Origin of the sequence: Leptospira tipperaryensis, assembly GCF_001729245.1 — a bacterium.
Lineage (GTDB): Bacteria > Spirochaetota > Leptospiria > Leptospirales > Leptospiraceae > Leptospira > Leptospira tipperaryensis.
Genome location: NZ_CP015217.1, coordinates 2,569,723 through 2,595,810 on the forward strand (window position 1 = coordinate 2,569,723; position 26,088 = coordinate 2,595,810).

25 protein-coding genes are annotated in these 26,088 nt (G+C 43.2%); 9 read left to right on the top strand and 16 right to left on the bottom strand.

The features are described 5' to 3' along the window. Positions 1-7 precede the first annotated feature (7 nt). The gene (mtnA, locus tag A0128_RS12105) at positions 8-1,099 is read left to right on the top strand and encodes an S-methyl-5-thioribose-1-phosphate isomerase (protein WP_069607750.1); all 1,092 of its coding nucleotides are present in this window, start codon (positions 8-10) and stop codon (positions 1,097-1,099) included. A gap of 81 nt (positions 1,100-1,180) precedes the next feature. On the opposite strand, the gene A0128_RS12110 is transcribed toward mtnA, so the two are convergent. The 8 genes from A0128_RS12110 to A0128_RS12145 form a co-directional block, all read right to left on the bottom strand. Further along, positions 1,181-2,419 carry an SMP-30/gluconolactonase/LRE family protein gene (locus A0128_RS12110; RefSeq protein ID WP_069607751.1) on the bottom strand — a complete coding sequence of 413 codons (1,239 nt, stop codon included), beginning with the start codon at positions 2,417-2,419 and terminating at the stop codon, positions 1,181-1,183. After that, the gene (locus A0128_RS12115; RefSeq protein ID WP_069607752.1) at positions 2,416-3,303 is read right to left on the bottom strand and encodes a M24 family metallopeptidase; all 888 of its coding nucleotides are present in this window, start codon (positions 3,301-3,303) and stop codon (positions 2,416-2,418) included. The genes A0128_RS12110 and A0128_RS12115 overlap by 4 nt, the downstream gene beginning before the upstream one ends. A 97-nt stretch (positions 3,304-3,400) precedes the next feature. Then, positions 3,401-4,138 (bottom strand): helix-turn-helix transcriptional regulator, encoded by a 738-nt coding sequence (locus A0128_RS12120; RefSeq protein WP_069607753.1) that lies wholly within the window; start codon positions 4,136-4,138, stop codon positions 3,401-3,403. A 246-nt stretch (positions 4,139-4,384) separates the two neighbouring features. Next, positions 4,385-5,659, bottom strand: a complete 1,275-nt coding sequence (locus A0128_RS12125; protein ID WP_069607754.1) for an SMP-30/gluconolactonase/LRE family protein — start codon at positions 5,657-5,659, stop codon at positions 4,385-4,387. A gap of 96 nt (positions 5,660-5,755) precedes the next feature. After that, complete coding sequence (locus tag A0128_RS12130; protein WP_069607755.1) at positions 5,756-7,252, bottom strand: flagellar assembly protein A; 1,497 nt, start codon at positions 7,250-7,252, stop codon at positions 5,756-5,758. A 299-nt stretch (positions 7,253-7,551) separates the two neighbouring features. Further along, positions 7,552-8,592, bottom strand: a complete 1,041-nt coding sequence (locus A0128_RS12135; RefSeq protein ID WP_069607756.1) for an alpha/beta hydrolase — start codon at positions 8,590-8,592, stop codon at positions 7,552-7,554. A gap of 218 nt (positions 8,593-8,810) precedes the next feature. Beyond that, the gene (locus A0128_RS12140) at positions 8,811-9,323 is read right to left on the bottom strand and encodes a chemotaxis protein CheX (RefSeq protein ID WP_069607757.1); all 513 of its coding nucleotides are present in this window, start codon (positions 9,321-9,323) and stop codon (positions 8,811-8,813) included. Further along, positions 9,314-10,441 carry a hypothetical protein gene (locus tag A0128_RS12145; protein WP_069607758.1) on the bottom strand — a complete coding sequence of 376 codons (1,128 nt, stop codon included), beginning with the start codon at positions 10,439-10,441 and terminating at the stop codon, positions 9,314-9,316. The genes A0128_RS12140 and A0128_RS12145 overlap by 10 nt, the downstream gene beginning before the upstream one ends. Before the next feature lie 59 nt (positions 10,442-10,500). On the opposite strand from A0128_RS12145, the gene A0128_RS12150 reads away from it, so the two are divergent. Next, the gene (locus A0128_RS12150; RefSeq protein ID WP_069607759.1) at positions 10,501-11,244 is read left to right on the top strand and encodes a class I SAM-dependent DNA methyltransferase; all 744 of its coding nucleotides are present in this window, start codon (positions 10,501-10,503) and stop codon (positions 11,242-11,244) included. Positions 11,245-11,273: 29 nt separating this feature from the next. Here the strand turns inward: A0128_RS12150 and A0128_RS12155 are convergent, their stop codons facing one another. Further along, complete coding sequence (locus A0128_RS12155) at positions 11,274-11,972, bottom strand: hypothetical protein (protein ID WP_069607760.1); 699 nt, start codon at positions 11,970-11,972, stop codon at positions 11,274-11,276. A 221-nt stretch (positions 11,973-12,193) separates the two neighbouring features. Here A0128_RS12155 and lpdA point away from each other — a divergent pair, with 221 nt between their 5' ends. Then, a complete protein-coding gene (lpdA, locus tag A0128_RS12160) occupies positions 12,194-13,612 on the top strand; it encodes a dihydrolipoyl dehydrogenase (RefSeq protein ID WP_069607761.1) in 1,419 nt (472 codons plus the stop codon). Here lpdA and perRB read toward each other — a convergent pair. Beyond that, a complete protein-coding gene (gene perRB, locus A0128_RS12165) occupies positions 13,602-14,045 on the bottom strand; it encodes a peroxide-responsive transcriptional repressor PerRB (protein WP_069607762.1) in 444 nt (147 codons plus the stop codon). The two genes, lpdA and perRB, sit on opposite strands and share 11 nt — an antisense overlap. A gap of 246 nt (positions 14,046-14,291) precedes the next feature. Here perRB and A0128_RS12170 point away from each other — a divergent pair, with 246 nt between their 5' ends. After that, on the top strand, positions 14,292-15,764 hold the full coding sequence (locus tag A0128_RS12170; protein WP_069607763.1) for a sodium:proton antiporter: 1,473 nt from the start codon (positions 14,292-14,294) through the stop codon (positions 15,762-15,764). Positions 15,765-16,177: 413 nt separating this feature from the next. On the opposite strand, the gene A0128_RS12180 is transcribed toward A0128_RS12170, so the two are convergent. The 3 genes from A0128_RS12180 to A0128_RS12190 all read right to left on the bottom strand — a co-directional run bounded on the left by A0128_RS12180 (position 16,178) and on the right by A0128_RS12190 (position 18,597). After that, the gene (locus A0128_RS12180; protein ID WP_069607765.1) at positions 16,178-16,831 is read right to left on the bottom strand and encodes an HAD family hydrolase; all 654 of its coding nucleotides are present in this window, start codon (positions 16,829-16,831) and stop codon (positions 16,178-16,180) included. 74 nt (positions 16,832-16,905) lie between these two features. Beyond that, on the bottom strand, positions 16,906-17,904 hold the full coding sequence (locus A0128_RS12185) for a hypothetical protein (protein WP_069607766.1): 999 nt from the start codon (positions 17,902-17,904) through the stop codon (positions 16,906-16,908). A gap of 78 nt (positions 17,905-17,982) precedes the next feature. Beyond that, a complete protein-coding gene (locus A0128_RS12190; RefSeq protein WP_069607767.1) occupies positions 17,983-18,597 on the bottom strand; it encodes a helix-turn-helix domain-containing protein in 615 nt (204 codons plus the stop codon). Positions 18,598-18,721: 124 nt separating this feature from the next. On the opposite strand from A0128_RS12190, the gene A0128_RS12195 reads away from it, so the two are divergent. Continuing rightward, a complete protein-coding gene (locus A0128_RS12195; protein WP_069607768.1) occupies positions 18,722-19,138 on the top strand; it encodes an SRPBCC family protein in 417 nt (138 codons plus the stop codon). A 37-nt stretch (positions 19,139-19,175) separates the two neighbouring features. Here A0128_RS12195 and A0128_RS12200 read toward each other — a convergent pair whose 3' ends face one another. Together A0128_RS12200 and A0128_RS12205 are read right to left on the bottom strand one after the other, a co-directional pair. After that, positions 19,176-20,360 (bottom strand): hypothetical protein, encoded by a 1,185-nt coding sequence (locus A0128_RS12200; RefSeq protein ID WP_156781831.1) that lies wholly within the window; start codon positions 20,358-20,360, stop codon positions 19,176-19,178. 65 nt (positions 20,361-20,425) lie between these two features. Beyond that, on the bottom strand, positions 20,426-21,622 hold the full coding sequence (locus A0128_RS12205) for a hypothetical protein (RefSeq protein ID WP_069607770.1): 1,197 nt from the start codon (positions 21,620-21,622) through the stop codon (positions 20,426-20,428). Positions 21,623-21,946: 324 nt separating this feature from the next. Here A0128_RS12205 and A0128_RS12210 point away from each other — a divergent pair, with 324 nt between their 5' ends. From A0128_RS12210 to A0128_RS22360, 4 genes are all read left to right on the top strand, one after another. Then, on the top strand, positions 21,947-22,399 hold the full coding sequence (locus A0128_RS12210) for a MarR family winged helix-turn-helix transcriptional regulator (protein ID WP_069607771.1): 453 nt from the start codon (positions 21,947-21,949) through the stop codon (positions 22,397-22,399). Then, the gene (locus A0128_RS12215; protein ID WP_069607772.1) at positions 22,392-23,108 is read left to right on the top strand and encodes an RluA family pseudouridine synthase; all 717 of its coding nucleotides are present in this window, start codon (positions 22,392-22,394) and stop codon (positions 23,106-23,108) included. The genes A0128_RS12210 and A0128_RS12215 overlap by 8 nt, the downstream gene beginning before the upstream one ends. Before the next feature lie 50 nt (positions 23,109-23,158). Continuing rightward, complete coding sequence (locus tag A0128_RS12220) at positions 23,159-24,004, top strand: hypothetical protein (protein WP_069607773.1); 846 nt, start codon at positions 23,159-23,161, stop codon at positions 24,002-24,004. A 316-nt stretch (positions 24,005-24,320) separates the two neighbouring features. Then, on the top strand, positions 24,321-25,253 hold the full coding sequence (locus A0128_RS22360) for a hypothetical protein (protein WP_245667150.1): 933 nt from the start codon (positions 24,321-24,323) through the stop codon (positions 25,251-25,253). A gap of 65 nt (positions 25,254-25,318) precedes the next feature. On the opposite strand, the gene rsmI is transcribed toward A0128_RS22360, so the two are convergent. Continuing rightward, on the bottom strand, positions 25,319-26,086 hold the full coding sequence (gene rsmI / locus A0128_RS12230) for a 16S rRNA (cytidine(1402)-2'-O)-methyltransferase (protein WP_069607775.1): 768 nt from the start codon (positions 26,084-26,086) through the stop codon (positions 25,319-25,321). Between the last annotated feature and the right edge of the window lie 2 nt (positions 26,087-26,088).

The following is a 26,088-nucleotide window of genomic DNA, read 5'->3' on the forward strand; positions in this document are numbered from 1 at the left end:
CAAAAAAATGCAAGAATCAGGATTAAAACCAATTCTTTGGAAAAACCGAGAACTCACCCTTTTGGATCAAAGAGTTCTTCCCGGCACGACATCGTTTTTGATCGCGAAAACGATGGAAGATTGTATTTTTGCAATCCGAGAAATGGTAGTCCGAGGAGCTCCGGCCATTGCAATTACGGGGGCTTTTGGAATCGCCCTCTATCTCAACGGACTTTCTTCCAAACCTACTCTTTCCGAATTGAAAAAAAAACTCGGAGATCTCTTAGAATCAAGACCGACGGCAGTAAATCTCAGACTCGCGATCGAAGAATTTTTATCCCGCTTTCCGGAAACTGAATATTCCTCTTTTCAGTTGGAAGATCTACAAAGAGGCGCGGAAAAGTTCGCGCTCTTTATGCTCGAAGAAGATTTGAATAACAATCTCGCTCTTTCTAAAAATGCGCTGAGTCTCTTTCCAAAAAATCCTTCTTCCTTAAACATCATCACTCATTGTAATACCGGAGCTCTTGCAACGGCGGGTCATGGAACCGCGTTAGGTGTTATACGATCTCTCCGAGACGCGGGACATTCTCTCACAGTATATGCAGATGAAACCAGACCTTATCTCCAAGGCGCAAGACTTACGGCCTGGGAACTCAAAGAAGAAGGAATTCCTGCGTATCTGATCACGGATAGTATGGCCGGCTGGGTCATGGCGTCTCGTAAGATCGACGCGGTCGTAGTCGGCGCCGATCGAATCGCATCGAACGGAGACACCGCGAATAAGATCGGAACTTATCCTTTGGCGATCGTCGCCAAACATCACGGAGTTCCTTTTTACGTAGCCGCGACGGAAAAGAGTATGGATTTTAGAATCCCAGATGGAACTCATATTCCGATCGAGATGAGAAAGGAAGAAGAAGTAACTTCCTTTGGATTTTTAAAAGACGCGGATGGAAAACCTTTTTTGAGCGAGGGTGTCATCGCTCCCAAAGGAATGCCGGCCCTCAATCCTTCTTTCGACGTGACACCCGCTTCTTTGATCACGGGGATCATCACCGAAAGAGGAATTATCTCTCCGGTTACGGAAGAAAATCTAAAAAAAGTTTTCGGCTCTTAAGAATCGCTCCCGCTTTTTAAAGTTTTTGATTCTTTCTAAAACAATCTTTAAAAGAATACTCGTCTTTTAAAAAATAAAACTTCATTCTTCTAATTTGAATTCTTCCATCGAAAGAGAATACAATCCCCTCGACGTTTTGTCGAAGGTAGGAAAATAAACCCGACCTTCAAAGGGAACTGCGACCGAAATATCCGCGATCTTAGAACCGTCGTGCATCGAATAATACAAAGCTCGTTTTGCCTTCGAGTCCAAGACAAGGATTCCCGTTTTTTTGGAGATGGGTAAAATTCCCTGAGGAAGAGACAAAAGAAAAGATTTGATCCAAGGGTTTTTATGAACGAAGTTGATCAGTCCCGATCTTCGTTTAATAATTCCCACCCAGATTCTTCCCTTCTCGTCTCTTTCCAATCCATCAGCTAAACCGGGTAAATTTTCAAAAAGGACTTCCGATTTTCCTTCGTTTCTTCCCGATAAAAAAGCGCGTAAGATTCTAAACTTGGTGGTTTCGGTAAAAACGACGGACTCGTCTTCTTTTGTTTCTCCTTCTTCCAATAGGATTCCGTCCACAAACGTAAATCCGCCTAACACGAGTGTGATGGACTCTTGTTTCCGGTCATACATCCAGAGTTTTCCGTGGGGGTAGAGTCCGATCGCTTCCGGAACCGCTCCGCTTCCCATGCCCGCGTCGTCCCGTTCAAAGGGTTCGCTGATATAGATACGATTTCCGTCCTTAGATATCGCAAGATCATTGCAAAGAGAGAACGGTCTTGAGTTCGACGGATTTAAGTCCTTTAAAAGAATGGTCCGCCTTTCGGAAAGAGTATAAACTTTTTCGAATATTTCTCTTTCTGTTTTTGGGAGATCGACGACCAAAGGTTTGAGATTTTTTGTCGCGATATCGATCTCATACAAACCGACTCGGTCTTTTTTGTCATACGATTCTCCGCCCAATCGGGAAGCACATACAAGAATCTTGTCCTTTTTTTCGTTTGTGTATTGCATCCCCGCAGGATTGACCGGAGGACGAATCCATTGTGACGCCTTTCCCGTGTTTGTATCTAGTTTCCAAATCCAGCCGTCCATTCCGGACGCGTATCCGACCTTTTTTACGGAATCAAAGATCAGATCGTCGTGACCGGGAAGATCGTTCGTCTCGACTTTCAATCCGTCCAAAAAAGGGTCCTTCTTTGCCTCGACTTCTAAGATTTTTGGAGAAACTTCTCCCAGGAAAACCGCCCCTCCAATTTTTATTTTTCCGGGATTACAACCGATAGATACAAAAACGATTAAGAATATTAAAATAGTATGATTTACTTTCATATTGAATTCTGTAATTTCCTTTCTCTTTTTACGTGAGGAACTTCTTCGTCCAGCCAATAGGCCCTGTCTTTTTCGACCACGAGAATCTCTTCGAATTTAAAACCGGTTTTTCCTCTGCCGAGATGCGGCTCGATCGCCCACAATCCGATTTTATCTCCTTCGTGGTCCGGAGTTAGGAGTTCCGGTAGGACTTTGTGCGTCAGGAATTCGTATGACCCTTGCAGACTAAACCAACTCGCAAAACTGACCGGCAACAGGGGAAATGAAAAATTGGGAAGATGCACTTTATAGACTCGATGCCCTAAAACCGCAAACGGATATAAAGAATGTACGTTATCAAAGCCGTTCTCTTTTGCGTCCCGATCGATCTTCCACCAAATTTCCGACGCACTCATAGACGATGAAAAGTATTCGGGAATTTCTTTTCGAAGTTTGAGAAGATATTCCATTCCCAAATCCAATTCCTGATTTGGGACCAAGGAAGAAGAATAACCTATATCTCCGATGTAACCGTTGACTACCGGCGAAACGTCCAGAATAAAAGATTCATGAGACGTTAGTCGCTTCTTTCCAGGATGAAACTGGGTGAAACGTTTGTAACCGTCAAACCTCGCGTGTTCTCCGAACCAAGCAAAGGGCCGGTGAAGAAAGGCCTTAACTCCGTGGTCTCTTAAAAATTCTTCCATCCGTTTTGCGGTTTGAAGCTCGGTCCATCCTTCCCGCATTTCTTTTTCAGTTTCGGTCACACATTGATACGCCAACCTTTGAGCTTTTAAAAAACCCGCCTTCTCTTCCTCGTTCGGAGTTTTAATCGACTCGGAATTGTATCTGGAAATTTTGGAGGAAAGTTTGGATAAGAATCCCTTTTCTGTTTGTACTGGCATAATTTCTTCCCTAGGTTCGATGGAGAAAAGACTAACAGATTTGAAAAGGTTTGGATTGAATGATTCCGGTATCCGTGATTTTTTTTCGATTCAACAATCAATCCGACTCGCAGAATCTGACTTCGATCGATTTCAAATGACCGAAAAAGAGAGAGGGAACAAATCCGAAATTCTCCTTAAACGTTCGAGTGAAATGCGCCGAATCTGAAAAGCCGGCCGCGTGTGCCGCTTCGGTTAAATTTTTTCCTTCTTTTAAAAGTTTTACCGTGCTCAAGATCCGAACCCAGAGCAAATATCTTCTAAGAGGAATCCCCAGATTTTCTTTAAAAAGACGAATCAGTCGGTCTTCGGAGATGGAAAAGTCTTTTCCAATCTCTTTCATACGAATGCTATCGGGAAGTTCGGTTCGAATTTTATACGCGATCCTTCGGATTCGGTCATCTATGTTTTTTTCCAGTCTTCTAAAAGGGAACACACACTGGAGAAGATCCAGATGTAAATCCCAGGCTTCTTCGTTGTTTAGATTTCCGTTATATAGATATTGCAATCTTTCCATCAAGGGAAGAAACGCAGCGATTTCCAATCGTTTGACTTCTCCCGTTTTTACAAAATCGGAAATGGATCCGTATTCATACGTTTCCGGATCGATGAGTAACGCGATCATTTCCACTCCGGGGGAAATCGTTCTATGATACGTGTTCGGTCCTACCAAGGCTACGCGATATTCTTCCTTTCCGAGTTCGGTTTCGATCGTGATATTTTTTTCCAAGGTGATCGCCAAGGTCGCCGCGTAGTGGACGTGAAAGTCAGTCTGCATCGCGTTCGTCGCATACATCACCCTGCTATTCCAAAGATAAAGAATGTCCTTATGAAAAGAGTCCAATTACTTCGAGTACCGGATCCTTACTTTGAATTTCGAAAGAAAGGATTCGTTTCTTATCTTAGAATCCGAAGCGACGCTTCGAGATTGAATGTCGGTTATTAAAATCGATTCTTTGCACATTCCGGAAAATGATCTTTCAACGGAATTTTACTTTATCAAGAGAAAAATCGGAATTCTTCTAACCTTGTATTTCTTTTTTTAGATCGGATAAGGAATCACATTCAATCCTTTGTAATTCTTTTCATAAACCGAAAGAAAAATTCTTTTTTTGCCGGGAACCACGACGATGAGCGTAGAAAATAGAGAACCGTTATGCATAACGTAATACAGAGGTTTTGTTCCGTCTTTTGATAAGACGAGCAATCCGGTCTTTCGAGATACGGGCTGAAGATTTTCGGGAATATATAACACGATCTTTTTCCAAAATGGATGATTGTGTAACCACGTGATCAATTTGGATCTTTCCACGGCTAAGGCGATCCAGATTCTTCCTTGAGGATCCCGATCCATTCCGTCGGGAAAACCGGGCAGACCTTCGATTACGATTTCATCTTCACCGGACCTTTCGCCTAACAAGTGCAAACGAATCAATCGGAACTTGGAAAGTTCGTTTACAAGGATCGAAGATTCTTTTGTACGATCGGGCGAATATTCGAGTAAAATTCCATCCAGATACGAATAGTTGTGAGCGACCAGACTCGCGGTATTTTCTTTTAAATCAAATTTCCAAAGATTTCCGTTTTTGCCCAAGGTGAGAGCCTCGCTCCGTGATTGTACGCTCACTCCTAAGATGGCACCCACGTGATCGTAAGGTTCGGTAAAGTAAATTCTTTCTCCGTCGTTACTGATAGCGAGATCGTCTGACTTTTCAACGGCCCTGCTGTTCTCGTTCGTCATTTTATCAAAACGCAAAGACGGTTGTTTTTCGGACGTATAGAATTTTCCAAGAAGACTTTTTACATTCTTCTCATCCGAGTTCGGAATTTTAGGAACTCGGGTTCCGATCTTTCGAATTTGTTTATTAGAAATTCTTAATTCATAGATCCCGGGACCGTCCGGATCGGTTGAATCGTTTTTATTTCCGCGAGACGCACAAAAATAAATCAGATCCGGATTTTTCGGATTCGCGACCATTCCGCCCGGCAGCAAAGGGGTTTTTACAAAAGGTTCAGCCTGATTCGTTTTTAGATCCACGATCCAAATAAAACCGTCGATCGAAGCTACAAAGGCGCGGTTCAGTTCTTCTTGTAATAAGATCTCGTCCTGAGCCGGAACGTTTGAATTCAAAGTTTGAATCCCTTTTGCCGCGAGATCCTGAGAATCCTTGACCTTTTCGATTTCCATATTATTCGGAAAATCGATCGGTTCTTGAATTTGTTTTTTAAAATGATCTTCGGGAAAGACGAGAGTATTCCACAGTACGATTCCAAAAAGAATCGGGATCGAAAGGAAGAAAGTTTTTTTACGGTTCATAAAAGGAATCGTAACCTAAAATACCGAAACTCGCTTGAACGAATCCGGTATTTGACTTTTTTAGAAATGAATTTTTGAAAAAGAATCTGAGCGCGATTATTTCTGAAGAGAGACCATCATTGCCTTGTCCTGACCGGGTTCAAAAACCATCATAAACGCGGATTGAAACTTTGTGATTTTTTCGATCTGCCTTCTATAATGGATCACCGCACCGGGATGAGCTCCTTTCTGGACCGCCAGACGAACCGAACCCGGATTAAAACGGGCTCCCTTCAGCGTATCCTGTTTGAACTTGAGCATATTCAAAATTTTTAATTTCTTATTATAGTCTTCGAAGACGGATTTAAAAGCCGCTTTTTTGTCTTCGGGAAGATTCCCTCTCGAACGTTGAACTAGGTGTTTGATCTGTTGGATTTTCGGAAGTATCTTTTCCATCTCCTTCTCACCGAGTTGAATCTTACGGGTGATATCTTGAAAGGAACGATCGTTTTTAAAATGGAAACCGAGTTCGATGTTCACGTCCAATTCCGCATTCGAACCTAGGGAACTCAAAGAAATTCCCTCGTTCGTTCTGACCTTACTGGACACAAGGTTTCCGTTCGAACCGTTTAGGATGATAGAACCCAGAGTATCGATCGTCGAGTTGAGAATCGCCCCTTCGATGATGATATCTCCTTCCGTTTCCAAGCGTGCGTTTTCAATGAACTTAGCCTGGACCCTTCCTATAACTTGGATGATGTCCTCGCTTCCTCCTTTGATCCCGCCGTGAACAATCAGATCTTGACCGACTTTCACAGTATTACTTTCTAAGTTTCCGTAGATGACCAAGGATCCGGAACATTCCACAACGGAGCCCGGTTCGATATCTCCTCGAACAATTACGTTCCCGTCGAATTGAATGTTTCCCGTAGAAAGTCCGACGTTCCCGGCGATCTGCAATTCGGGAGAAACATTGATGGAAGATTCCGTGACAAAGATAACTCCGTTGGTCGTCGCGTGATATTCTTGAAGTTCTTTACCTTCTTCCGTAACATTTCGTTCTTCTATATTATTCCCAACTACGAGCTTGGGTCTTTTGATCGCAGGAGGAGGAATGATATTTCCAAAGACGTCGAAGCCCGGTGTTCCGGGAGTTCCTTCAAACTTAGTCGCGAGTTTTTCACCGATCTTGACGTTGATGTATCGATCGATGTTTCTAAAATCCGCCCTTCCGTCTTCGAGGAGTTTAACACGTTTTGCCATCGGATGATAAAAACGAACCCAACCGTTCTCTCCCGGAGTGGGAGCGACACCTTTAGCGACTTCCACTTTGATCGGAGTAAAATCATTCTTCTTACCCGCTTCATCCAATAGAGTAAGAATCCTTCGAATTTCGTCGGTTAACATTCTTTCTCTATGGATCCCCCACTCCATGATGACACTCCAGAGTTTATCCTTGGATACGGTTTCACCTTTGAGATTGTAAGGTCTTACTGTAAGGATCGCGGAAAGTTGATCGGGAGAAATCGCAATGCTGATTGCCGACTCCACCGAAATGGGTGAAATTTGAGATTCAGGCGTGGGTGTATTCATTGGTTCGTCGTTCGCATTCATAAATTTCGATCTTTGATCAAAGAGACCAAACTTCTTCTCTCTCTCTAATTTCGACTTAAAGAGAAGGAACTTAAATGTAGTATATAAAGTTCCCTTGAATTGAAACTTTTTTTTACTTATATTAGGATGAAATCATAAATAAAAAGAAGATCTCATATCAAGTAACAATTCGGACTCCGATTTCTTCCAAAAATCATATCACCTTTCCGCGACATTGCGAGCAAGTATTCACATACGAAAATTAGAATTAAAATCGATTTTGCCGGCTATGAGACGTAGTCGGATCGAACAATCCACGCCTAAATTTGGTTAAATGCGGAAAAAAGATAACTTCCCCAGAATTCAGCCATAGGAAGAATCTCCGTCAAACGCGAGTAAAACGGTAAATGATCGCCATGGGTCAAAAGGCTGGTTTCGAGAAAGACTGCGGGAACCGTTTGATTCTTCCAAATTAGATTTTGAAGATCCTTTGATTCCTGGGTGGATATGACCGGATCGTTGTCTCCGTGAAGCAAAAAACAGGGTTTGATACAACGATTGGCAAAAAAGGCGGGAGAAGTTTCTTCTATAAAAGATTCGGGAACCCTCGATCTCAATTGTTTGGCGGCGTTGATTCGAAACTCGGGATTCTCCAGAAAGTCTCTTACAAACTTTCGGTCGTCTGCGTTGAGAGCCTGAAAAATCCGAGGACCTTTTTTCAAACCTTCCTCTCTCGAAAGCCCGTTGTCCAAGGCGGATTCAAAAAAATATTCTTTCAAGAGTTCGGCGTTCGAACGGATGAGATGAACGTAATTGAACATCATCACGTTGACCGCGTAACTTTCCTTTTCGTAATTCTTAAGAATATAAGGAAAGGTTTGTCCGAAGTTTGCGTAAGAGCCGACCAAAAGTATCGAAGAAAGAATTTTCTGACATTCCGAGTTTGCTAATGCGACAAAGCCCATTCCCGCGGAAAAACTCGCGGAAAGATACGATATGGGACGTTTTTCTAACGCGTGGATTTGTAAGAATGCGGATCGTATGTTAGAGACGGTTTCTGCGGTCATGATCAGAGATTTTACTTCGGGGAGTTCCGGAAGATAAACCCGAAAGCCGCGATTGGCGAGGTTTGTTCCGAGCGCGAGAATTCTCGGATCGTCGATGCCCCGGGCGCTCATTCCGTGTTGAAGATAGATGATCGGAGCGGAAGGATTGTTTTCCTTTTCCAGAATTTTCGTTCGCAGAGAAAGAGAATTCGGAATACTCAGAGAAATTTCCGTTATGCGCGCTTCCTTCGGAGTTTTGAAACCGGAGTAATCGATTAAAAACGGAAGGCCTTTCCAAAGGTGTAAAGAACTCATTCCAAATTAAGGTTTAAGGAGCGGTAAAAATCTCTACAAAAATTTTTAGTCCCGGAACGGATTTTTTAAATCTTTCTCGAAAGATCCGTTGCTCGTTTTAAGAATTTGTATCCAAAATCCGCAGTGAAAACCTTTGGAAAAAAAGACTAGAGGCTTTATAAAATTAAGGCCCGCGCCTAAGAAAAGACTCGATTTGATTTCGGAGATTCAAACGTGATTCAAAACTTTTTCATCAGAAGGATGAGATAGATTCTTCCCAGATATTGTTTTTCGCGGGCGTCTTTTAGAAAGTAAATCAGAATGTATTGACGATAGGTTTCGAGATCGATCGAAACGAGTTTGTGATTTAGAATTTCGGGAGGAAGGAGTTCGGTTTCAAATCTTCCCAGACGCATCTCGGAAATCAAAGACCCGCAGATCTGATTTGCAAATTCCATAAGAATCGAAGGTGCGTCCGCTCGAACGGTGGGATCGATGTGAAAGGATCTTGCGATCATCGGAAGTAATTTCAACTTCGTATAACCGTCCATCGCAAGAAATAATTTTCCCTCGACCTCACCTTTGAATTCGACCATCGTACAGTTCTCGTAACAAAGTCCTTCGTTTTTGGAAGGTCCGAACGCTTCGCGTATTGCAGCGACGTTTAAGGTCTTATCCAGATATTCCGGAAAGATCTGAGAAATGGTAAGAATGAATTTCTCGTCGAGTAATGGATCGATACTCACAGACAAATATACCTATTCGGTCCTTGTTCGATCGACAGACCGAGAGCCTTTCTTGCGTTTGCAACCCATTCTTCTCGACTTTCTTCCAAGATGGAAACTCCGAGATTCAGATCGACAGGATGACTTTCCTTTTGTAAGGATTCGATGAGTTCTTTTAGGTTCTTGCTAAATTGTTCCCAGTCTTCCGGGGACAAAAAGAAAGCCACACGATCCTGACGGATTCTATAAAAACGAATTTGTTTTCTAAGAATTTTAGAAGTCCATAGAGACATCCATTTTAGAATGTAAGGAAGCGAAGAAGAAGTCGAGATACTTGCAAAAATTAGAATATTCTCTTGAATCCGAATCTTATCGACTTCGAATGCGTGGATATTTCCGAAACCGGTTTCCGAATCGGAAGATTCAAACTGAACCGAGACTTGTTCCTCGTATTCCTCTTTCCAGGATTGAAATTCTCTCGGATTCAAAAGTTTCCAATCCACTGAGGTAAGTTTGAGATATCCGAACGGATGAATTCCGGTCGAAAGAGGGATATAAGCAAATTCTTCCTGAAAGCCGATTCTTCCTTGATGGATCTCTTTCAAAGTTTTTTCGGAAAGATTCCATTCTTCCGGAGATTCAGGAAGATGAAAAACTCTTCCCCGTTTCGAAGCCAAAAGAAGGGAAACGTCCCCGCTTAAAAAATAGATCTCCGCGTTTTGAATCCGAGCGCTAAGTTGTTCCAAAAATTTTTGATGGGCGACGATCAACTCCGGATGTGTTGGAACTTCTCTCTTCCATGTGATCTGCGATTTGGCTTGTCTCGCCGAGACGTTGTTCGGATTTACAAAACGATCGACGGACCGTTCCGATAAAACCGCATTCTCCGATTGTGTTTTTGGTTGTATCACAGAAAAAGATTCGAGCTTCGTTTCCGAAGATCCGACCGGGTTCTTTTTTTCTTCCGGTTTGTGAACGCTCTCCTTGAGAACCAATCCGAAGAGGAAGAGAAGTGAAATCGAAATTCCTCCCAAAATCAAGGTGTCTCCCGATAAAAATTCCTGAGAAAGACTTATCTGTTTGGATTGAGCAAAAAGAGATCGATTAAAAAAAACGAAAATGATTCCGAAATGTTGGATTTTCATAAGCTGGGTGCCGTTAATATAGTTAACGGGCAGATTCCGATACCTCTGAACCAATTTTTATGAAGTTGTACAACGAACTCGCAGAATTCTACTTTGATATTGAAAAACCCGCTCGTAAGATCGATTCGGAAGCTAAGTTTTTAGATCGCCTTTTCCGCAAACACAGAATCATGACGATTTTGGATATGGGCTGCGGAACCGGAGAACACGTCCGTTACTTTCAATCCCTCGGCTACAGACCCAAGGGAATCGATTCTTCCTCGCGGATGATCGACGTCGCAAAAAAAAGATATTCTCACTGCAAGTTTGACGTTGCTCCCATGCAGAAGTATCAATCCGGTTTTCTTTTGGATTGTGTCATCAGTCTTTTCGGTTCGTTTAACTATCTCTTAACGAACGAAGAGATCGATTCCACTCTCAAGCTCATCGAACAAAATTTGAAACCGGCGGGTCTTGCCATTTTGGAAGTCTGGAACGCGGAGCCACTCCGAGCGATCAAAAGAAAACCGATCACTCCCGTGGCTCAGATCAAATCTCAGAACGCGACGATTCAGAGAAACAGAGGTTTTCGTCTGGTCAGGGCCGATACCTCGACGATGGTGGAAGTCAACTATATCTATCAGATCAATACCCGTGAAATCAGAGACAAACACGTTATGCGCGTTTTCTATCTTCCCGAGATCGAAAAGATGATCCTCAGACATAAATTCGAAATCATGCACGTCTACTCCGGCTTTAACGAAACCAAGTTTAAGAATTCCGCCGGAAGAATGATTCTGGTTTTAAAAAGAAAAAGCGCTTAGTTTCCTTTTCCTTGAAAATGTTCCTTTTCTTATTTTGGAATCGTCACTTCCCAACGATAGAGTTGCGATCGGATTCCAAGAAAGAAATAAGGGAAAATCCGATACGTGAACCCGATCGTAAACGGAAACGTCGGCCCCACGATTTTTCCCCAGAACGTATAAGTAGTCCCTGCTTTCAAATTATAGTATTCGGCGACTCTTTCGTCGTTTAAACTCGGATCTTCCCAACTCTCTCCGGTATCTCCCATTTCCAACGGTATCTTAAAAAGATATTCGAATTCTTTATCCGATTTAGAACCAATGGAGGTGATCATTTCTTCTTCCGCGATTCCCTCTTCCGAGTAATTGGATTTATAAATGGAAAATGTTGGCCCGGAACGATTGCGAGCGAATTCAAATTGCCTCTTCACTCCGGATTCATCCCAAGGAAATTCCTTTCTCAGTAAAGCATTTCCGATGAATACTTTGCGTTTCGGATTTCCTCTTTCGATCGGATAAAATTCAAAACGAAAAAAACAGTGGTGACCTTTGCATTCTCGTTTGTCCAAAAAGTCGATATCGGTGATCAAACGAAAATAAAGATTGTTCGCTTCTTTTCGTTCCAATTTTACGGAATGAATTTTGAATTCGGTTGTGGCGCAGTTTGTTAAAAGTAAGAGAAGAATCGCAAAGACGATTTTTAGGATCGCAAGCGTTTTCCGTTTTTTTGGATTGAGACCTTTTTTCAATCGATTCTCCCGTTTCTATCTCGCATCGAATTCCGATTCAAATAACAAGTCAAGATTCGAGATCGACAATTGTTTTCACTTTTCTCCGAAAATAAAATGCTCCGAATTCATCCAAAAAAATAGAATTCTTTCTTTTCGAAAAGGAAGAAGAGGATTCGATTCTTTCAAAAAGTCCTTGCCCAACGTAGAGAAAGACTCATCTAATAACTCGGGAGAATTTTATGCCAGAATCCTACGATCTTACCGTCATCGGAGCGGGGCCGGGCGGTTACGTCGCCGCCATCCGAGGCGCTCAATTGGGAATGAATGTTTGTATCATCGAAAAGGAAAGACCGGGAGGAATCTGCCTCAACTGGGGTTGTATTCCCACGAAGGCTCTTTTGGAATCGGCTCATCTTTTGGAAAAAATGCATTCGGCGAAAGAATTCGGGATCGATTCAAACGGAGCCAAACCCGATTTTCCAAAGATCGTACAACGTTCCCGGGACGTAGCCGACACAATGGCCTCGGGTGTGGAATTTCTTTTAAATAAAAATAAGATCACAAGAAAAAAGGGAACCGCCGTATTCAAAGATTCGAATACGATTTGGCTGCCCGATACTTCCAAAGAAGAAATCGTCTCCAAGTATTTTATCATCGCGACGGGTGCGAGAGCCCGCGAACTTCCGGGTCTTCCTTTCGACGGAAAGACGGTTTTATCTTCGAGAAGCGCGATGGTGTTGGAAAAAATTCCCGAATCCCTTTTGATCGTCGGAGCCGGTGCGATCGGGGTCGAGTTCGCCGACTTCTATTCCGCGATGGGAACCAAAATCACGTTAGTCGAAATGCTGGACCAGATTCTTCCCGTGGAAGATAAAGAGATTTCGACATTCTTAGAAAAGTCCTTTCTAAAAAGAGGCATCCGTGTTTTGACCGGAGTTGGAGTTTCCAGTCCGGAACTAAAGGACGGAAAAGTCAAAGTTCTTTTAAAGGGAAAAAATCTTCCGGAAGCAGGAGAAATCTTAGAGGCTGAAAAAATTCTCGTTTCGATCGGTCTTATTCCTAACACCGATTCGATGAACTTAGAAGAAATCGGAGTTTTTTTACAAAAAGGTTTTGTAAAAACCGATACAAAATACAAAACTAGCGTCTCTCATATCTACGCGATCGGAGACTGCAACGGCCCCCCTCTTCTCGCACACGTCGCTTCCATGGAAGGAATCAAGGCCGCCGAAGCGATTTCGATCCACGCAGGAAATCCGCATAACCTCAGTTATACGCCCATCGATTACAATGCGATCCCCGGTTGTACGTATTGTCATCCCGAAGTCGCTTCCATAGGATTCACGGAAAAAAAAGCGATCGATCTCGGTTATACGATCAGCGTCGGTAAATTTCCGTTTATCGGAAACGGCCGCGCTCGAGCGATGGGAGACGCCGGCGGTTTTACAAAAGTAATCGTGGATAAAAATTCCGGAGAAATCTTAGGCGCGCATCTCATCGGCCCCGGTGTGACGGAACTTCTTCCGGCGGTCGCTCTCGGAATCACTCAGGAATTGACGGCGAAGGAAATCGCTTCTACGATTTTTGCCCATCCCACACTTTCAGAAACCGTAATGGAATCCTTCGGAGTGGCGTTGGGAGAAGCGATCAATCTTTAGGATTAGAATCCAGATTTCCGGTAAGCAAGATGTCGGTCTTGTTTACTTGAAACTGTGATGGAAGATGAGAACTGAGAGAAAGAAGAGAAGGATCGATATCGTGAAACTTTCCGGAAGCCTCGTCAAAAAAATGATAGTGATCCACGATATTACTGTCGTAGACCGACTTTCCAAGACAGGAGAATTTGAATTCTCTCAAAAGTCCCGCGCTCACAAGAATGTTTAACGTATTGTAGACGGTCGCAAGACTCATCTTAAAAGAACGGCTATCCACCCATTCTTTTACTTCTTCTGCCGTGGGGTGATCTGCTTCACAGAGAACATACTGACAGATCGAAATTCTCTGCATCGTCGGCTGGATGGAAACAGACTTCAATCTCTGTTCGATCTCGGTCGGGGTCAGACAGGCTTTCTTTGTAAACAACGCTTCCATTCTTTTTGTAATCCCTTCAAAGGGAGAACCTTCTATCCATCTGACATCCGCAAACTCCGTTTTTGCACAATTTATTTGCGGAGTTGCTTAAGAAACCATTCTCTTTCTTGAAAAATTCTGCAATCCAAAAAAGTTCGCAAAATGGAATGCCACAAAACGGAAAAAAAAGACAAAGAGATTCTTTTTCCTTTTACTCTTGCTTCTGAATCCTGAAAATGTCTAAAAATTCTTCAGATGATACGAACTATGAAACAAAAACTTACATCCGTCCTTCTGGCGATCCTTCTTACTCTGCCCGCAGTGGCGCTCTTGGCCGACGAACCGACTGGTGAAACACAACCTCAGGTTCAGTCTTCCGAGAATCACGATTCTTCCCATGACGAAGCGGCGACCGGCGGTCATCACGAAGCTCAAGGAGAAGACCTTCCGTATTGGAGTGTGATTCCCTTTGTTCTGATTCTTCTGAGCATCGCGCTTCTTCCGATCGTTTCTCACACGACTTCTCATTGGTGGGAGAGTAACACGAATAAGCTGATCTTGGCTCTGGCCTTGGCCGCGGTCTCCTTTGCGATCCTGGTTTTCCACGGTTGGTTTGGAAAGATCGTTCACACCCTCGTTTTTGAGTATGTGCCCTTTATCATCCTACTCGGCGCGCTCTTTTATATTTCGGGCGGAATCCGTTTGAAAGGCGATATTGAAGCGACTCCTGTAAACAATACGATCTTTTTGATCATCGGAACCTTCCTCGCTTCCTTTATCGGAACGACGGGAGCTTCTATGCTTCTGATTCGTCCGATCCTAAAAACAAACTCGGAAAGAAAACACGTGGTTCACACCGTTATCTTTTTTATCTTTCTTGTTTCGAACATCGGGGGTTCCTTGACTCCTCTTGGAGATCCTCCTCTTTTCTTGGGTTATTTGATCGGAGTTCCGTTTACTTGGACTTTCAAGCTTCTTCCGGAATTGCTCGTAGCGGGAACTCTTCTTCTCGTCACGTATTTTATTTGGGATACGATCGCTTACAAAAAAGAAGAAACAAAGGATATTAAAAAAGATCACGCACACAAACATCCGATCAGCCTCGAAGGTCAGGTGAATTTTATCTGGCTCTTGGGAGTTGTCTTGTCAGTTGCGTTTATCAACCAAAACTACATTCCTGAAATTGCAGAGAATCCCTATCTCGCGTTTATCAGAGAAGGAGTTTTGATCGGAATCATTGTGGCTTCTAAGTTGACCACGAGAGGACACGTAAGGGAACACAACAAGTTTACCCTTCATCCGATCCAGGAAGTCGCGTATCTTTTTATCGGGATTTTCATTACGATGATTCCTGCTCTGATTCTTTTAGAACACCACGGAAAAGATTTGGGTGTTACGGAAACCTGGCAGTTCTTTTGGGTAACGGGTTTGTTCTCGGGGGTTCTTGACAACGCACCGACCTATCTCACGTTCTTATCTTTAGCGAAGGGAACTCTGGGAATGACGGACGTCGCACAAATCTTAGCGGATCCTCACGCGGAAAGTATTTTGAAATCGATTTCAGTGGGCGCCGTATTTATGGGAGCGCTTACTTATATCGGGAATGCGCCTAACTTCATGGTGAAATCCGTCGCAGAAGAAAACAACGTAAAGATGCCGAGTTTCGGAGGATACGTTCTGTATTCCTTTTCGATTCTGATTCCAACGTTTATTCTTCTTACGTTTATCTTCTTCCGTTAAAAAGATTTTTCTTGATTCCCCTCTCGTTTTTGAGAGGGGTTTTGTAGGAGTTCCTACGCGGGAATTTTTTCTTGCAAAATTAGAATTTTGTGATATAGAAAAGTTCGCCGATTTTTTCCCGCCACCGCTCCCCTCCACCCAAGTTCAGGGTGGGGCGCGCGTTTCACGGAAAGACTGTAGGAGTTCCCACAAAAAATCGAAGAGAGAATTCTACTTGCGAAAAGTTTGATTTTCTGATAGAGAAAAGTCACCGCGAGGTTTTCCCGCCACCTCTCCCCTCCACCCAAAATTTGGGTGGGGCCGTCTTTCACGACAAAGTCTGTAGGAGTTCCTACAAAATAAATTTCCTCAAAAAAAGATTATTTTCGGGCTGAAAGTCCGCATCCGGTAGAATCACCGCAAAGTGTTTGCTTTCAAAAAGACAAAGACTCGATCCAGCGTTCCAACTCCAAGAACGAAGAAACAAATTCCAAATTTTCTTTTTGAAAGAGCTCCGCAGATGAATCTTCGTGAGCCATCCCTAAGAACTTCAAACCGGCGCCAATCGAAGCGGTAGCATCCCCGATCGTATCTCCGACATAGAGAATCTCAGACGAATCGAGCTTTCTCTTCTGCGCTTCTTCCAAGATGGGAAGAAATACTTTTGGATTTGGTTTGTGGACGTTTGTGTCTTCGGCGGTTTGAATCGCAAAGAAAGAATCTTTGGGAAAAGAAAAGCCTTCGATCTCTTTTAAAACCCTTCTTCCGCTGGAAGAGGAAAGAATTCCAAAATGAAAATGTGAGTTGTATTTTTGTAGGAAGTCCTCAACGCCCGGAAACGTAAGATTCGGATCTCTTTCGCAAAATGAATTGTAAACTTCCCAGAGACTCTCCAAATCTTCGGAATATTTTCCATAGACCCTTCTTAAAAAATCGTCTCCGGGTAAACCCCAAGCCTCGTCGATATGAGAATCCTTCAATTCAAACTGAAACTTTTCTTTGGCAAGATTCTTCAGAGTTCCGTAACGAACCTTTCTTGTCTGCACCAGGGTATCGTCGTAGTCAAAAAGAATGGCTTTGATTTTCATTCTTCGAATTTATTTTTCACTCATTCTTTGCACATTCGAAAAGGATAATTCTATATTAAAATAATATCGCTCTCTTATTTTTTCACTTCGTCCGGCGGAAGAAAGATCACAGAATCGATCTTCTTTCCTTTTTCCGAATCGATATAATTGATCTCGATCTTTCTCTCCGAAGCGGGTTTATACATGATCAAAGCAGAAATCATATCGTAGACAGTGAGAGAATAATCGATCGCAGTTACTACCGCTTGAAAGACAAGAAACCTCGACTTCGTCACCGGTTTGACTTCTCTCTCCTTTCCGGCCGCCATCCATTTGTAGATTCGAGTGGAACGATTTACATTCTTCATATGATCAATATCTAATTTGACTTCGGGAAGAATCGCCTCCGTCTGACGAAAGGAAACCTTAACGGGAACTTTCTTCTCCCTAGATTCTTTCAGCGCCTGGGAAAGTTGTAAGTCGAATGTATCGTCGTCCAGATATTCGATCTCATTGCAATTTGCAAAAACGGTATCGCAGATATCGCCGTATTTACGATGAACAAAATAAACGAGAAAGATGTTAAGAGTTTCGGGATGATACAAAACCTTCGCGTGATAATCGGAAGTTCTTCTATAATAGACCTTTTTATAGATTCTCTTGAAAACGTCCCAGCCGACAAGACCGACGTCTTTTAGAAAAGGAGGTTCCGGAATTTGAAAAGAACGAATCGCGATATGCAACCTTTCGATCGCAACCTTACCGTCTCTCTTGGAAATTTCTTCCAGAACGGTTCTGATATCGTCCAAATCTTCCGAATCGATTTTGCGCGCGGCCCCGGAAGTATCGATCAGAATCTTTCCGGCGTTCTCGGACATCAACTGAGAGATCTTCGACTTCACGCCTTCTGTGAGAATGTCTTCGAGTTTTAAGGAAATACAATCGTTAGGATGACAAGAGATTTGTTCTTCATAGACCGCATCCGGATCGGGCGCCGAGACGGGTAAGCTCTCGGCTTCTAAAAAAGAATCAAGTGAAAGAGAAACGATGATCGCGGAAAGAAAAACGGTCCGAGCGGAAAATTGGTAACGCATTCTTTTGTTTGTCCTAAAAGGATTATCCGGAGGATTCTCCTTTTCAGACAGAGAATGGAAAGATCTTTTTTTAAGAAATCAATTGATTTCGTCTCTGTAATCCATCACAAGATACATCAGAGTTTCCTGATCGGTCGGGTTGGAATATTCGTGCGGAATGTCCGCTCTAAAAAAAACGGAATCCTTTGGTTCGAGTTCCACGACCTTTTCTCCGACGCGAAGACGAAGTTTCCCGGAAACTACCACGATGTTTTCCGTGGTTCCCGATTGATGCGATTCCGCAACCTCGATCCCACCAGGTTTTAAAATGAGTTCATAAAATTCAGTCTTTCGATTTCCGTTATAAGGGAAAAGTGCGCGGCTGGAAAAGACTTTGGAACTGGAAAACAAAACCTTTGTGTTTTCAGCCTTCATCACGATAATCCCTTCGGTTCCCTTCTCTTTTAGAAGTTCACTAAAAGGAACATTCAGACCGTTTGCGATCTTCCAAAGAACGGAAATTGTAGGAACACTCTTTCCTTGTTCGATCTGAGAAAGCATAGCCCGACTGACTCCGCAACGGGAGGCGAGTTTGTCTAAGGAAAACCCTTTCGTATGGCGGATGAGTTTTAGATTTTCTTTAACGACTTCAGTGATGTGTTCGCTGGAGGGAAGATCTTTCCCTGCTTCCAATTCTTCCGTGGCTGGGTTCATTTCTCTTTTTTTGTCTAATATAGCAGAATTCTGTCAATCCAAAACTCCCTTCAGGAAAAAAATAGACTTGAAATTATAATCACGATTATAATAATTAAATTTATAATTAAGAATGAGGAACAAAATGAAACGTATCCAACACGAAGAAATCACAAAGGCCAGTCCGACCCAACTCTGGAAAGTCTATCAAGACGTTTCCAATTGGAAAACCTGGGATCACGAAATTGAAGAATCTTTTTTGAAAGGAGAATTCAAAGTCGGAAGTAAGGGAATGCTCAAGCCAAAGGGCGGACCAAAAACTTGGTTTCGATTGATGGAAGTAAAAGACAAAGAATTATTTTCCGATCTTACAAACCTTCCCCTCTGCAAATTAGAATTCAGACACGAACTGATTCCTACAAATTCCGGAACTAAGTTTGTCCACACGGTAACGTTCTCTGGACCGCTTTCCTTTTTATTTTCCAGAGTGATCGGAAATAAAATTCGGGAAGAATTGCCTGGCGCAATGAAGAATCTCGCAAAACTCGCAGAAGCAGCTTGAACAAAGCTTGGAAATGGATTTCAGAGAAAAAAATTCTTCAATTTGTTTTGGCTGCGATCGACAGAACCGCCGGACCGGGAATTCCACTTTGAGTGATTGGAATTAATTTCCAATCGCCCGGAAGCCCGGTGGAAGAAACCGCAAACGTGGAAGGATTGCTTCCACCGGTCCCCGTGGAACCCAAGGCGAACAATTTGAGTTTTGCGTTGTAAGTCGCGGCGCTCCAGTGTAAACCCGAACAACCTCCGACAATGATCGGAGTTCCTGAAAATCCAATCCATCCTGCAAGACCGGTAAGATCGGAAGTGTAATCCAAGGTGCAGGCGTTTCCAAATGCAAAGATCCGATCACTTCCTTCGGCCATCACGTTGATTTTGGAAGAAGTTGTTGTGGCAGTCTGCCCGCCCCAAATCGTTCCGTTAAACACACTGAGCGCTCCGCCGCCGTTTGCATCGTCTCCGTAAGAAACTACGTTTCCAGAATTCAGAGCAAAGACGTTCTTCTTGCTGCTTGCGAGGTTCGGAAGAATATCTCCGTCTCCGTTTTGAGACCAAGAGCTCGTCCCAACCCGAAACTTGGAAATGTTTCCGGTGACCGAATTCGTAAAACCGAAATAAGCGATCGAATTTACGGAATCAAAGGAAGTAGTACTTGCAAAATCTGGAATATTGTTAGCACCTCCCGTATCGATCGGAAAGTATTGCCAAGAAATTCCATCCGTAGATTTCAATCCGTAAAAGGAAACGGTGGTCCCCGCCCCTTCTTTGTCTCCGCCCACCCAGAAGGTTCCGTTTCCATAAGCCACAGAGTAGAGTTGAAAATTAGAATTCCCGCCCCCATTGTTTGCACAATTGGAACGAGTCCAGGTTTCTCCGTCCTTACTCGACCAAAGCCCGCAACCGGCGCCGGAAGTTAAAGTTCCTACGGCAACCCAGGTTCCATTTCCGTAAGCAACGGAATTGATGTCCCCTGCGTTGCAGGAAGGAAAACGAGTGGAGCTGTAAGACCAATCGTTTCCGTCGACCGAATACCAAGATGCGCAAGAGGCTCCGACTGCGACGAAAGGATATTTCAGATTGTTTGCGGCCGCGAGACTCCAACCAATCTCTCCTAAAATCGCAAGAGGATTGGAAGAATCAAAACTGTATTTATGCGCTTCGGCGCAGGAAACCAAAGAAAGAAGAATCGAAATCAGAATTGAAACATATTTTTTATAGGTCATCGTAAAATCAAAACCGCAACATCCCAAAATAAACAAAATAAAGAACTAAGAATCAATTTCAAAATCTATTTAGTAGCAATTCCTAATATACTCGGGCCGGGGGAACCAGCGTCCGCCTGAGCGACCACGGTCCAATCCGCGGGAAGACCGGTTTTGGAATAACTAAACGCAGTGGGAACACTTCCGGTAACTCTGGCCCCCGATACAAACAAATCCAAAGTCGAATTGTATGCGGAAGACATCCAGTCCAGACGAGAACAATTGGACATTTCAGGAGCCGGAGAACTTATCGGAGGATGCCAAACCTGAAGACTGAGGCTGTAAAAATCCAATGTACATTGATTTCCAAAGACTACGATCTTATCTTTCCCTTCGACCGCGGTATTGATAAAACCGGGAACCCCCGTATTCAAAATCGAACTGGCACCGATCCCCGGAGCCGTAGTTGCCATTTTTGTAATACTCGCAGTCGGATTTGTATCGTCGTCTCCGCCGAAAACTAAAATTTTTCCGGACTTGAGCGCGAGAATCCCCGTTTTAAAAGTAGAAGCCGTCGAAATGGAAATCGAAGAACTCGCGGTCGAAGGAACCGACATCTGAACGATTTCCGGATTCACATTGTGAAAACCGCTAAAATAAACTTCCGAATGTACGGAACTGTAAGAACTGGAAAAATAATAATCCGATCCGATATAGGTCGATCCATCCGGGATCGAAAGAAATTGCCAAGCGCTTCCGTCACTCGAGATCTGTCCGTAAAATCCGACGCCGGTCTGAGAGGCGATATGTTCCCCGGCGGCAAAAAAGAAACCTCCGCCGAAAGTGACTGTGTAAAGATTCTTAACGACTGAGGTTGGGGTTCCACTGATCGAAACCAAGCCGGCCGCACAGTTGGACCTTGCCCAGGTTTCTCCGTCCTTACTCGACCAGATCCCGCAACCACCGTTTGCGGTAAGAGTTCCCACAGCGACCCAGGTTCCATTTCCAAAGGCAACGCTGGAAACGGCTCCGTCAACACACCCGGAAAAACGGGCATTACTATATTTCCAGCTGATCCCATCGGAACTGGTCCAGGAAGAACAATTGCTTCCCACAGCCACAAATTGAAGACCGGTTCCTGTGTTCGCAGGAATGGATCCCAAGGTCCATCCAATCTGACCCAGAAGCGCCAGGGGATTGGAAGAATCCATACTAAACTTATCCGCTTGGGCGCAGGAAGAAAGTAGCAGAATCAAAAATATAGTCGGTATCTCTTTTCTCATATCCGCCTCTTATAAGATAACAACACTCCGATTCCTTTTCTCAGGGAAATTTATAAAGTAACAAGCGCAGATCAGACCTTTTTGACCTATTCCAAATAAATAGAATTCTATGGCAAGAATTCAAATCCGAAAAGCATGAAACACAAAAAATCAGGACCGAAAGAAAAAAAGGATTCGAAAAACCTCTGGAAGACGTTTCGATTTCCGATCCTTGGTCCAAGAATTCTTACTTTTTACTTCCGGAGAATTCGTTCGAAAAAGACATACAATCCCACTTTACAACCCGAGTTCAAAAATTAGAATGAAACTGGTAAAAAGAAGATTATGAAATCCAAATCCATATTCAAAGAAGAACGGGCGGAAGAAAGTACTGGCTTTCTATTTTGGCAGATCACAAATCTCTGGCAGAAAAAAATCCGGGAAGATCTTCTCACCCTGGACCTAACGCACGTTCAATTTGTGCTCCTCGCGAGTTTGGCTTGGTTTGAAGAAGCAGGCCAGAAAGCCACGCAGGTAAGACTCGCCGAACACGCAAAAACGGACGTGATGATGACTTCCAAAGTTCTTAGGAGTCTGGAATCAAAAAAACTACTAACGCGAAAACCGGATCCGGAAGACTCCCGAGCCAATTGCCTTTTTCTTACGGGAGAAGGAAAAGAACTCGTAGCAAAGGCGGTTCATATCGTGGAAACCACCGATCGAACTTTTTTTTCCATTCTCAAAGACGAAAAGAATTTCAGAAGTTCTCTCTTGGATCTAAGACAAAAGAATGCCTGAAAAACATTCCAATTTTAGAATATTCTACAAATCGGATTCTTTTCTTTTTGCCGAAAAACCCGCCGGGATTCCGGTCCACGCAACCAAAGATTCCAAAAGAGAAAACTTCTCCGATCTTCTTCAAAATCAACTCGCTCTTCCTTTTTTAAGAACCGTAAATCGTTTGGATTTGGATACGAGCGGCCTCGTATTCTTTTGCACCGACCCGGAAAAAAACAAAGAAGCGGATCAGATTTTAAAAACGTCCACAAAGATCTATCTCTGCATCGCGGTGGGAATTGTTTCCGAGGATCGTTTTACGGAAAACTGCTATCTCAAAGACGGAAATAAAAGAGTAAAAAAAGTATTCTCCGGAGGTGACAAAGCGGTTACCGAGTTTATAACTTTAAAACGAAATCCAAAAGAAAACTATTCCGTGCTTCTGGCAAAACTTCATACGGGAAGAAGGCATCAGATCCGATTTCATCTGAGTGAAAAGGGTTATCCGATCGTAGGCGATCCAGTTTATGGAATGTCCGATAAACTATCGTTAGGCGGTAAAAAAATTCCACAATCAAAACGCTCGCTTTTGCACGCACTCGGAGTTTCCTTTCAAGAAAAAGAAGGAGAAGAAGAACAAATTCTTTGTCCTCCTCCGGCCGATTTCAAAAAATTCTTGGACGAAGTTTGGATCGACCCTTCTATTTTTTCTAAATTCTCCATAAAATAGAAAGACAAAGAACACTTCTTGAGGACTATCTCCTGCGAACGGAGATTTTCATGTCAAAAAATGCACTCATCATCGGGACGAGCGGAGTCGCCGGCCAAAGCGCGGTGGAAGCCGTCCGAGAATTCGCAAAGAATAAAAAAGAGAATTGGAAGATTGTCGCCACGACGAGTAAGGACACGGCCCTTCCCGAAGCGGATCTTACGATTACGAAGATCAATCTGGACGATCCGAAAGCATCATTAGAACTTTTGTATGAAGGTTTGAAGAAGAACGGGATCGATAAGATCGATCTTTTTGTTTACACTCCCGCAAGAGGAAACCTGGGTTATCCGGTTTCGGAAACACCCGAGAGCGACATCAAAGACGCGCAAAAATTTTGTTTAGATCCGATGCTTGCAATCGAAGAAAAACTAAAACCCACTCTGAGTGTAGGTTACTCCGCTTACTATTATAGACCTCACCTTCAACCCTTTTACGGTTCTCTTGCTTTTATCAAAAGAAAAATGGAAGAATGGGCGATTCAAAAACCGTCTCATCGAAAGATCATCCGCGCGGGTTCGTTTTTTAGCCAGAGCGTTCGGGGAATTACGATCATCCTTCAGAGAATGGGAAAAAAATCTCAAAACAAGGATCTCCAAGATCTCATCCAACTTCAAAAAGAATCCGGCCTGAGTTTTCCCGACTTCTTTCTCCAATACGTCGCAAAACAAGAAGAATCTTCTTTCTCCTCTCGGTTCCCGAACATTCCGTTTCGACTCACGTCACAGAACGATCTCAAAAAAGCGTTAGTCGCCATCTTAGATGGAGAATCGGCCCCTATCGTTTCGCTTGTCGGAGACTGGGTTTGGACGGAAAATACTTTGCCGGAGATGCCCGAGTATTTAAAGAAATTCTAATGCTTTGAGACCTCAAAGCCCCTCATCTTTTTCGTCTATCGAGGGGCCTTTAGCAAATCCCAGTTTTTTCCAAGATTCGTTTCCAGTCGGATTGGAAACGCTTCGAAACAATCTTTCAATCGATCCCTTTCTTCAAATAAAGCTCCGATAGGAACAAAAAAAGAATCGAATCCGCGTGAGAAAATAAACCGCCTCTAAAGTTTGTTTTGTAAAAAACGATAACTTACTTATGAATCGACTTCCAATTTACTTAGCATCTTTATTCTTATTCCTTACCTCGGGAATAAACTCGCAAGAAGATCCGAGTGATCCCACCTTGAGTCAAGATGAAAGAAACAAAATTTTAACAAAACAAGAAGAGCGTTGGGAAATTTCCAAATCACCTTCGAACCCCGGCGCTTTCGGATTTTCTATTTTAAAACCGTTCGTACAATCTTTTCTTTCCTATCAGGAAACCGTTATAGACGCCGGAAATTTAAGACTCAAAATCCCCGCGGGAACGTTTTACAATTCTAAAAAAGTGGAAACAAGAATCACAATTCTAAACAAACACGCGGATTATTTTTTTGCGGGAATTCCCACACAGATCGGTTCGAATCTTCTTTTAGAATCAACGGGTATGTTCTATCTCGCTTTTTATGACGAAGAAGGAAAACGAATCGAACCCAGAAAATCTCTTACCGTTGAAATGGAAGCTTTGGCGGATCCTACCGATTCCAATGTGTATCGTTTTTCAAAAGGAAATTGGAATTTGGTTTCAACCGGTACCGATACGACTCGCCCGAGGAAGGAAGTTATGGAAATGGAAAGCGAATCGTTTCTTCCTTTCCAAATTTATCCCGAAATCCAATCCTCCGGTTGGTGGAATTTCGATACGCCGAAACCGGAATTCACTTGTCTTGAGGGAAAAGTAGATTTAAAAAATGGTCAAAATTTTTCGGCACAAGCGATCGGGCTCGATTACTACGGAACTAGTTATGCAAACGTGGATCCAAACGGAAATTTTAGAATCAACGTTTTAAAAAATAAAAAAGTAAAAATCCTAATTATAAACTTTAACAGTGCAAAGACGGGTTCCAAACAAATCGGCTCTTTACCTGCCATCCAAACTCAAAATGCGACCGCGTTCTCCTCGAAACCTTCCGATCGCTGTCAAAAAATTTCAGAAATTTTCCCGTTTCCGATCACCGAATCCATCTTCAACGATCGAGCCTCGTTTTTAAAAGCGATAGATATGCCTGACTTATAATATTCTAAATTTAGAATCTAATTTATCGTTTTGTCAGACGCAGAAAAATCGAAACCGGAAAGATCTTACTTTTTGTTTTTATGTTTTTGAGAATTCTTTTTAGGAAACGATTTTGGAACCGTCTGAGACGCAGGTCCCCCCTTTTTCTGAGAAACGACGATCACAGGATTTCCTTTCGGAAGAGAATCCAGAATTTTCAGAAGTTCGGAAAGTTTTCCGCGAAATTGAAATTCGGATTCTAAGGTAAGATCCAAACAAAGAAAAACGTTTCGATCTTCCTTTGCTTCTTTCAGAGCAAAGTCGAGGTCGTGAAGGACGGCCTTGTAACGATAAGGAGTTTCATAGAAGACGAGCGTATGTCCGAATTTCAAATAACGACCCAATTCTTTTCTACGCTCCGGAGATTCTCTGGAAAGAAAACCGCAGAACGTAAACGGAGAAATTTTGAATCCGGAAATACTCAGGGCCGCTCCAAAAGCGATGGCGCCGGGCGCGCTCTGCACCGTCCCTCCTCTTCTCAAAACTTCTTGGACGAGTTCCCGGCCCGGGTCTTCGATTCCGGGAGTGCCCGCGTCCGAAATCAAAACGGTCAGATCCGCGCCGATGACCTTTTCTCCCAAACTTCGGATGTCTTCGGGAGTGGAATGTTCGTTACAAAGTAAAAATTCTTTCCGAACGGAAAGGGATTTGAGAAGAGTGGAAGTTGTTCTGGATTCTTCCCCTATGAGTATATCAGAATGTTCTAATAGTTCTTTGGCTCTCTGTGTTATATCGTCGGGATTTCCGAGAGAGACGGAAACAAGAACCAAAACTCCTTTCGGATCCGCATTCATAC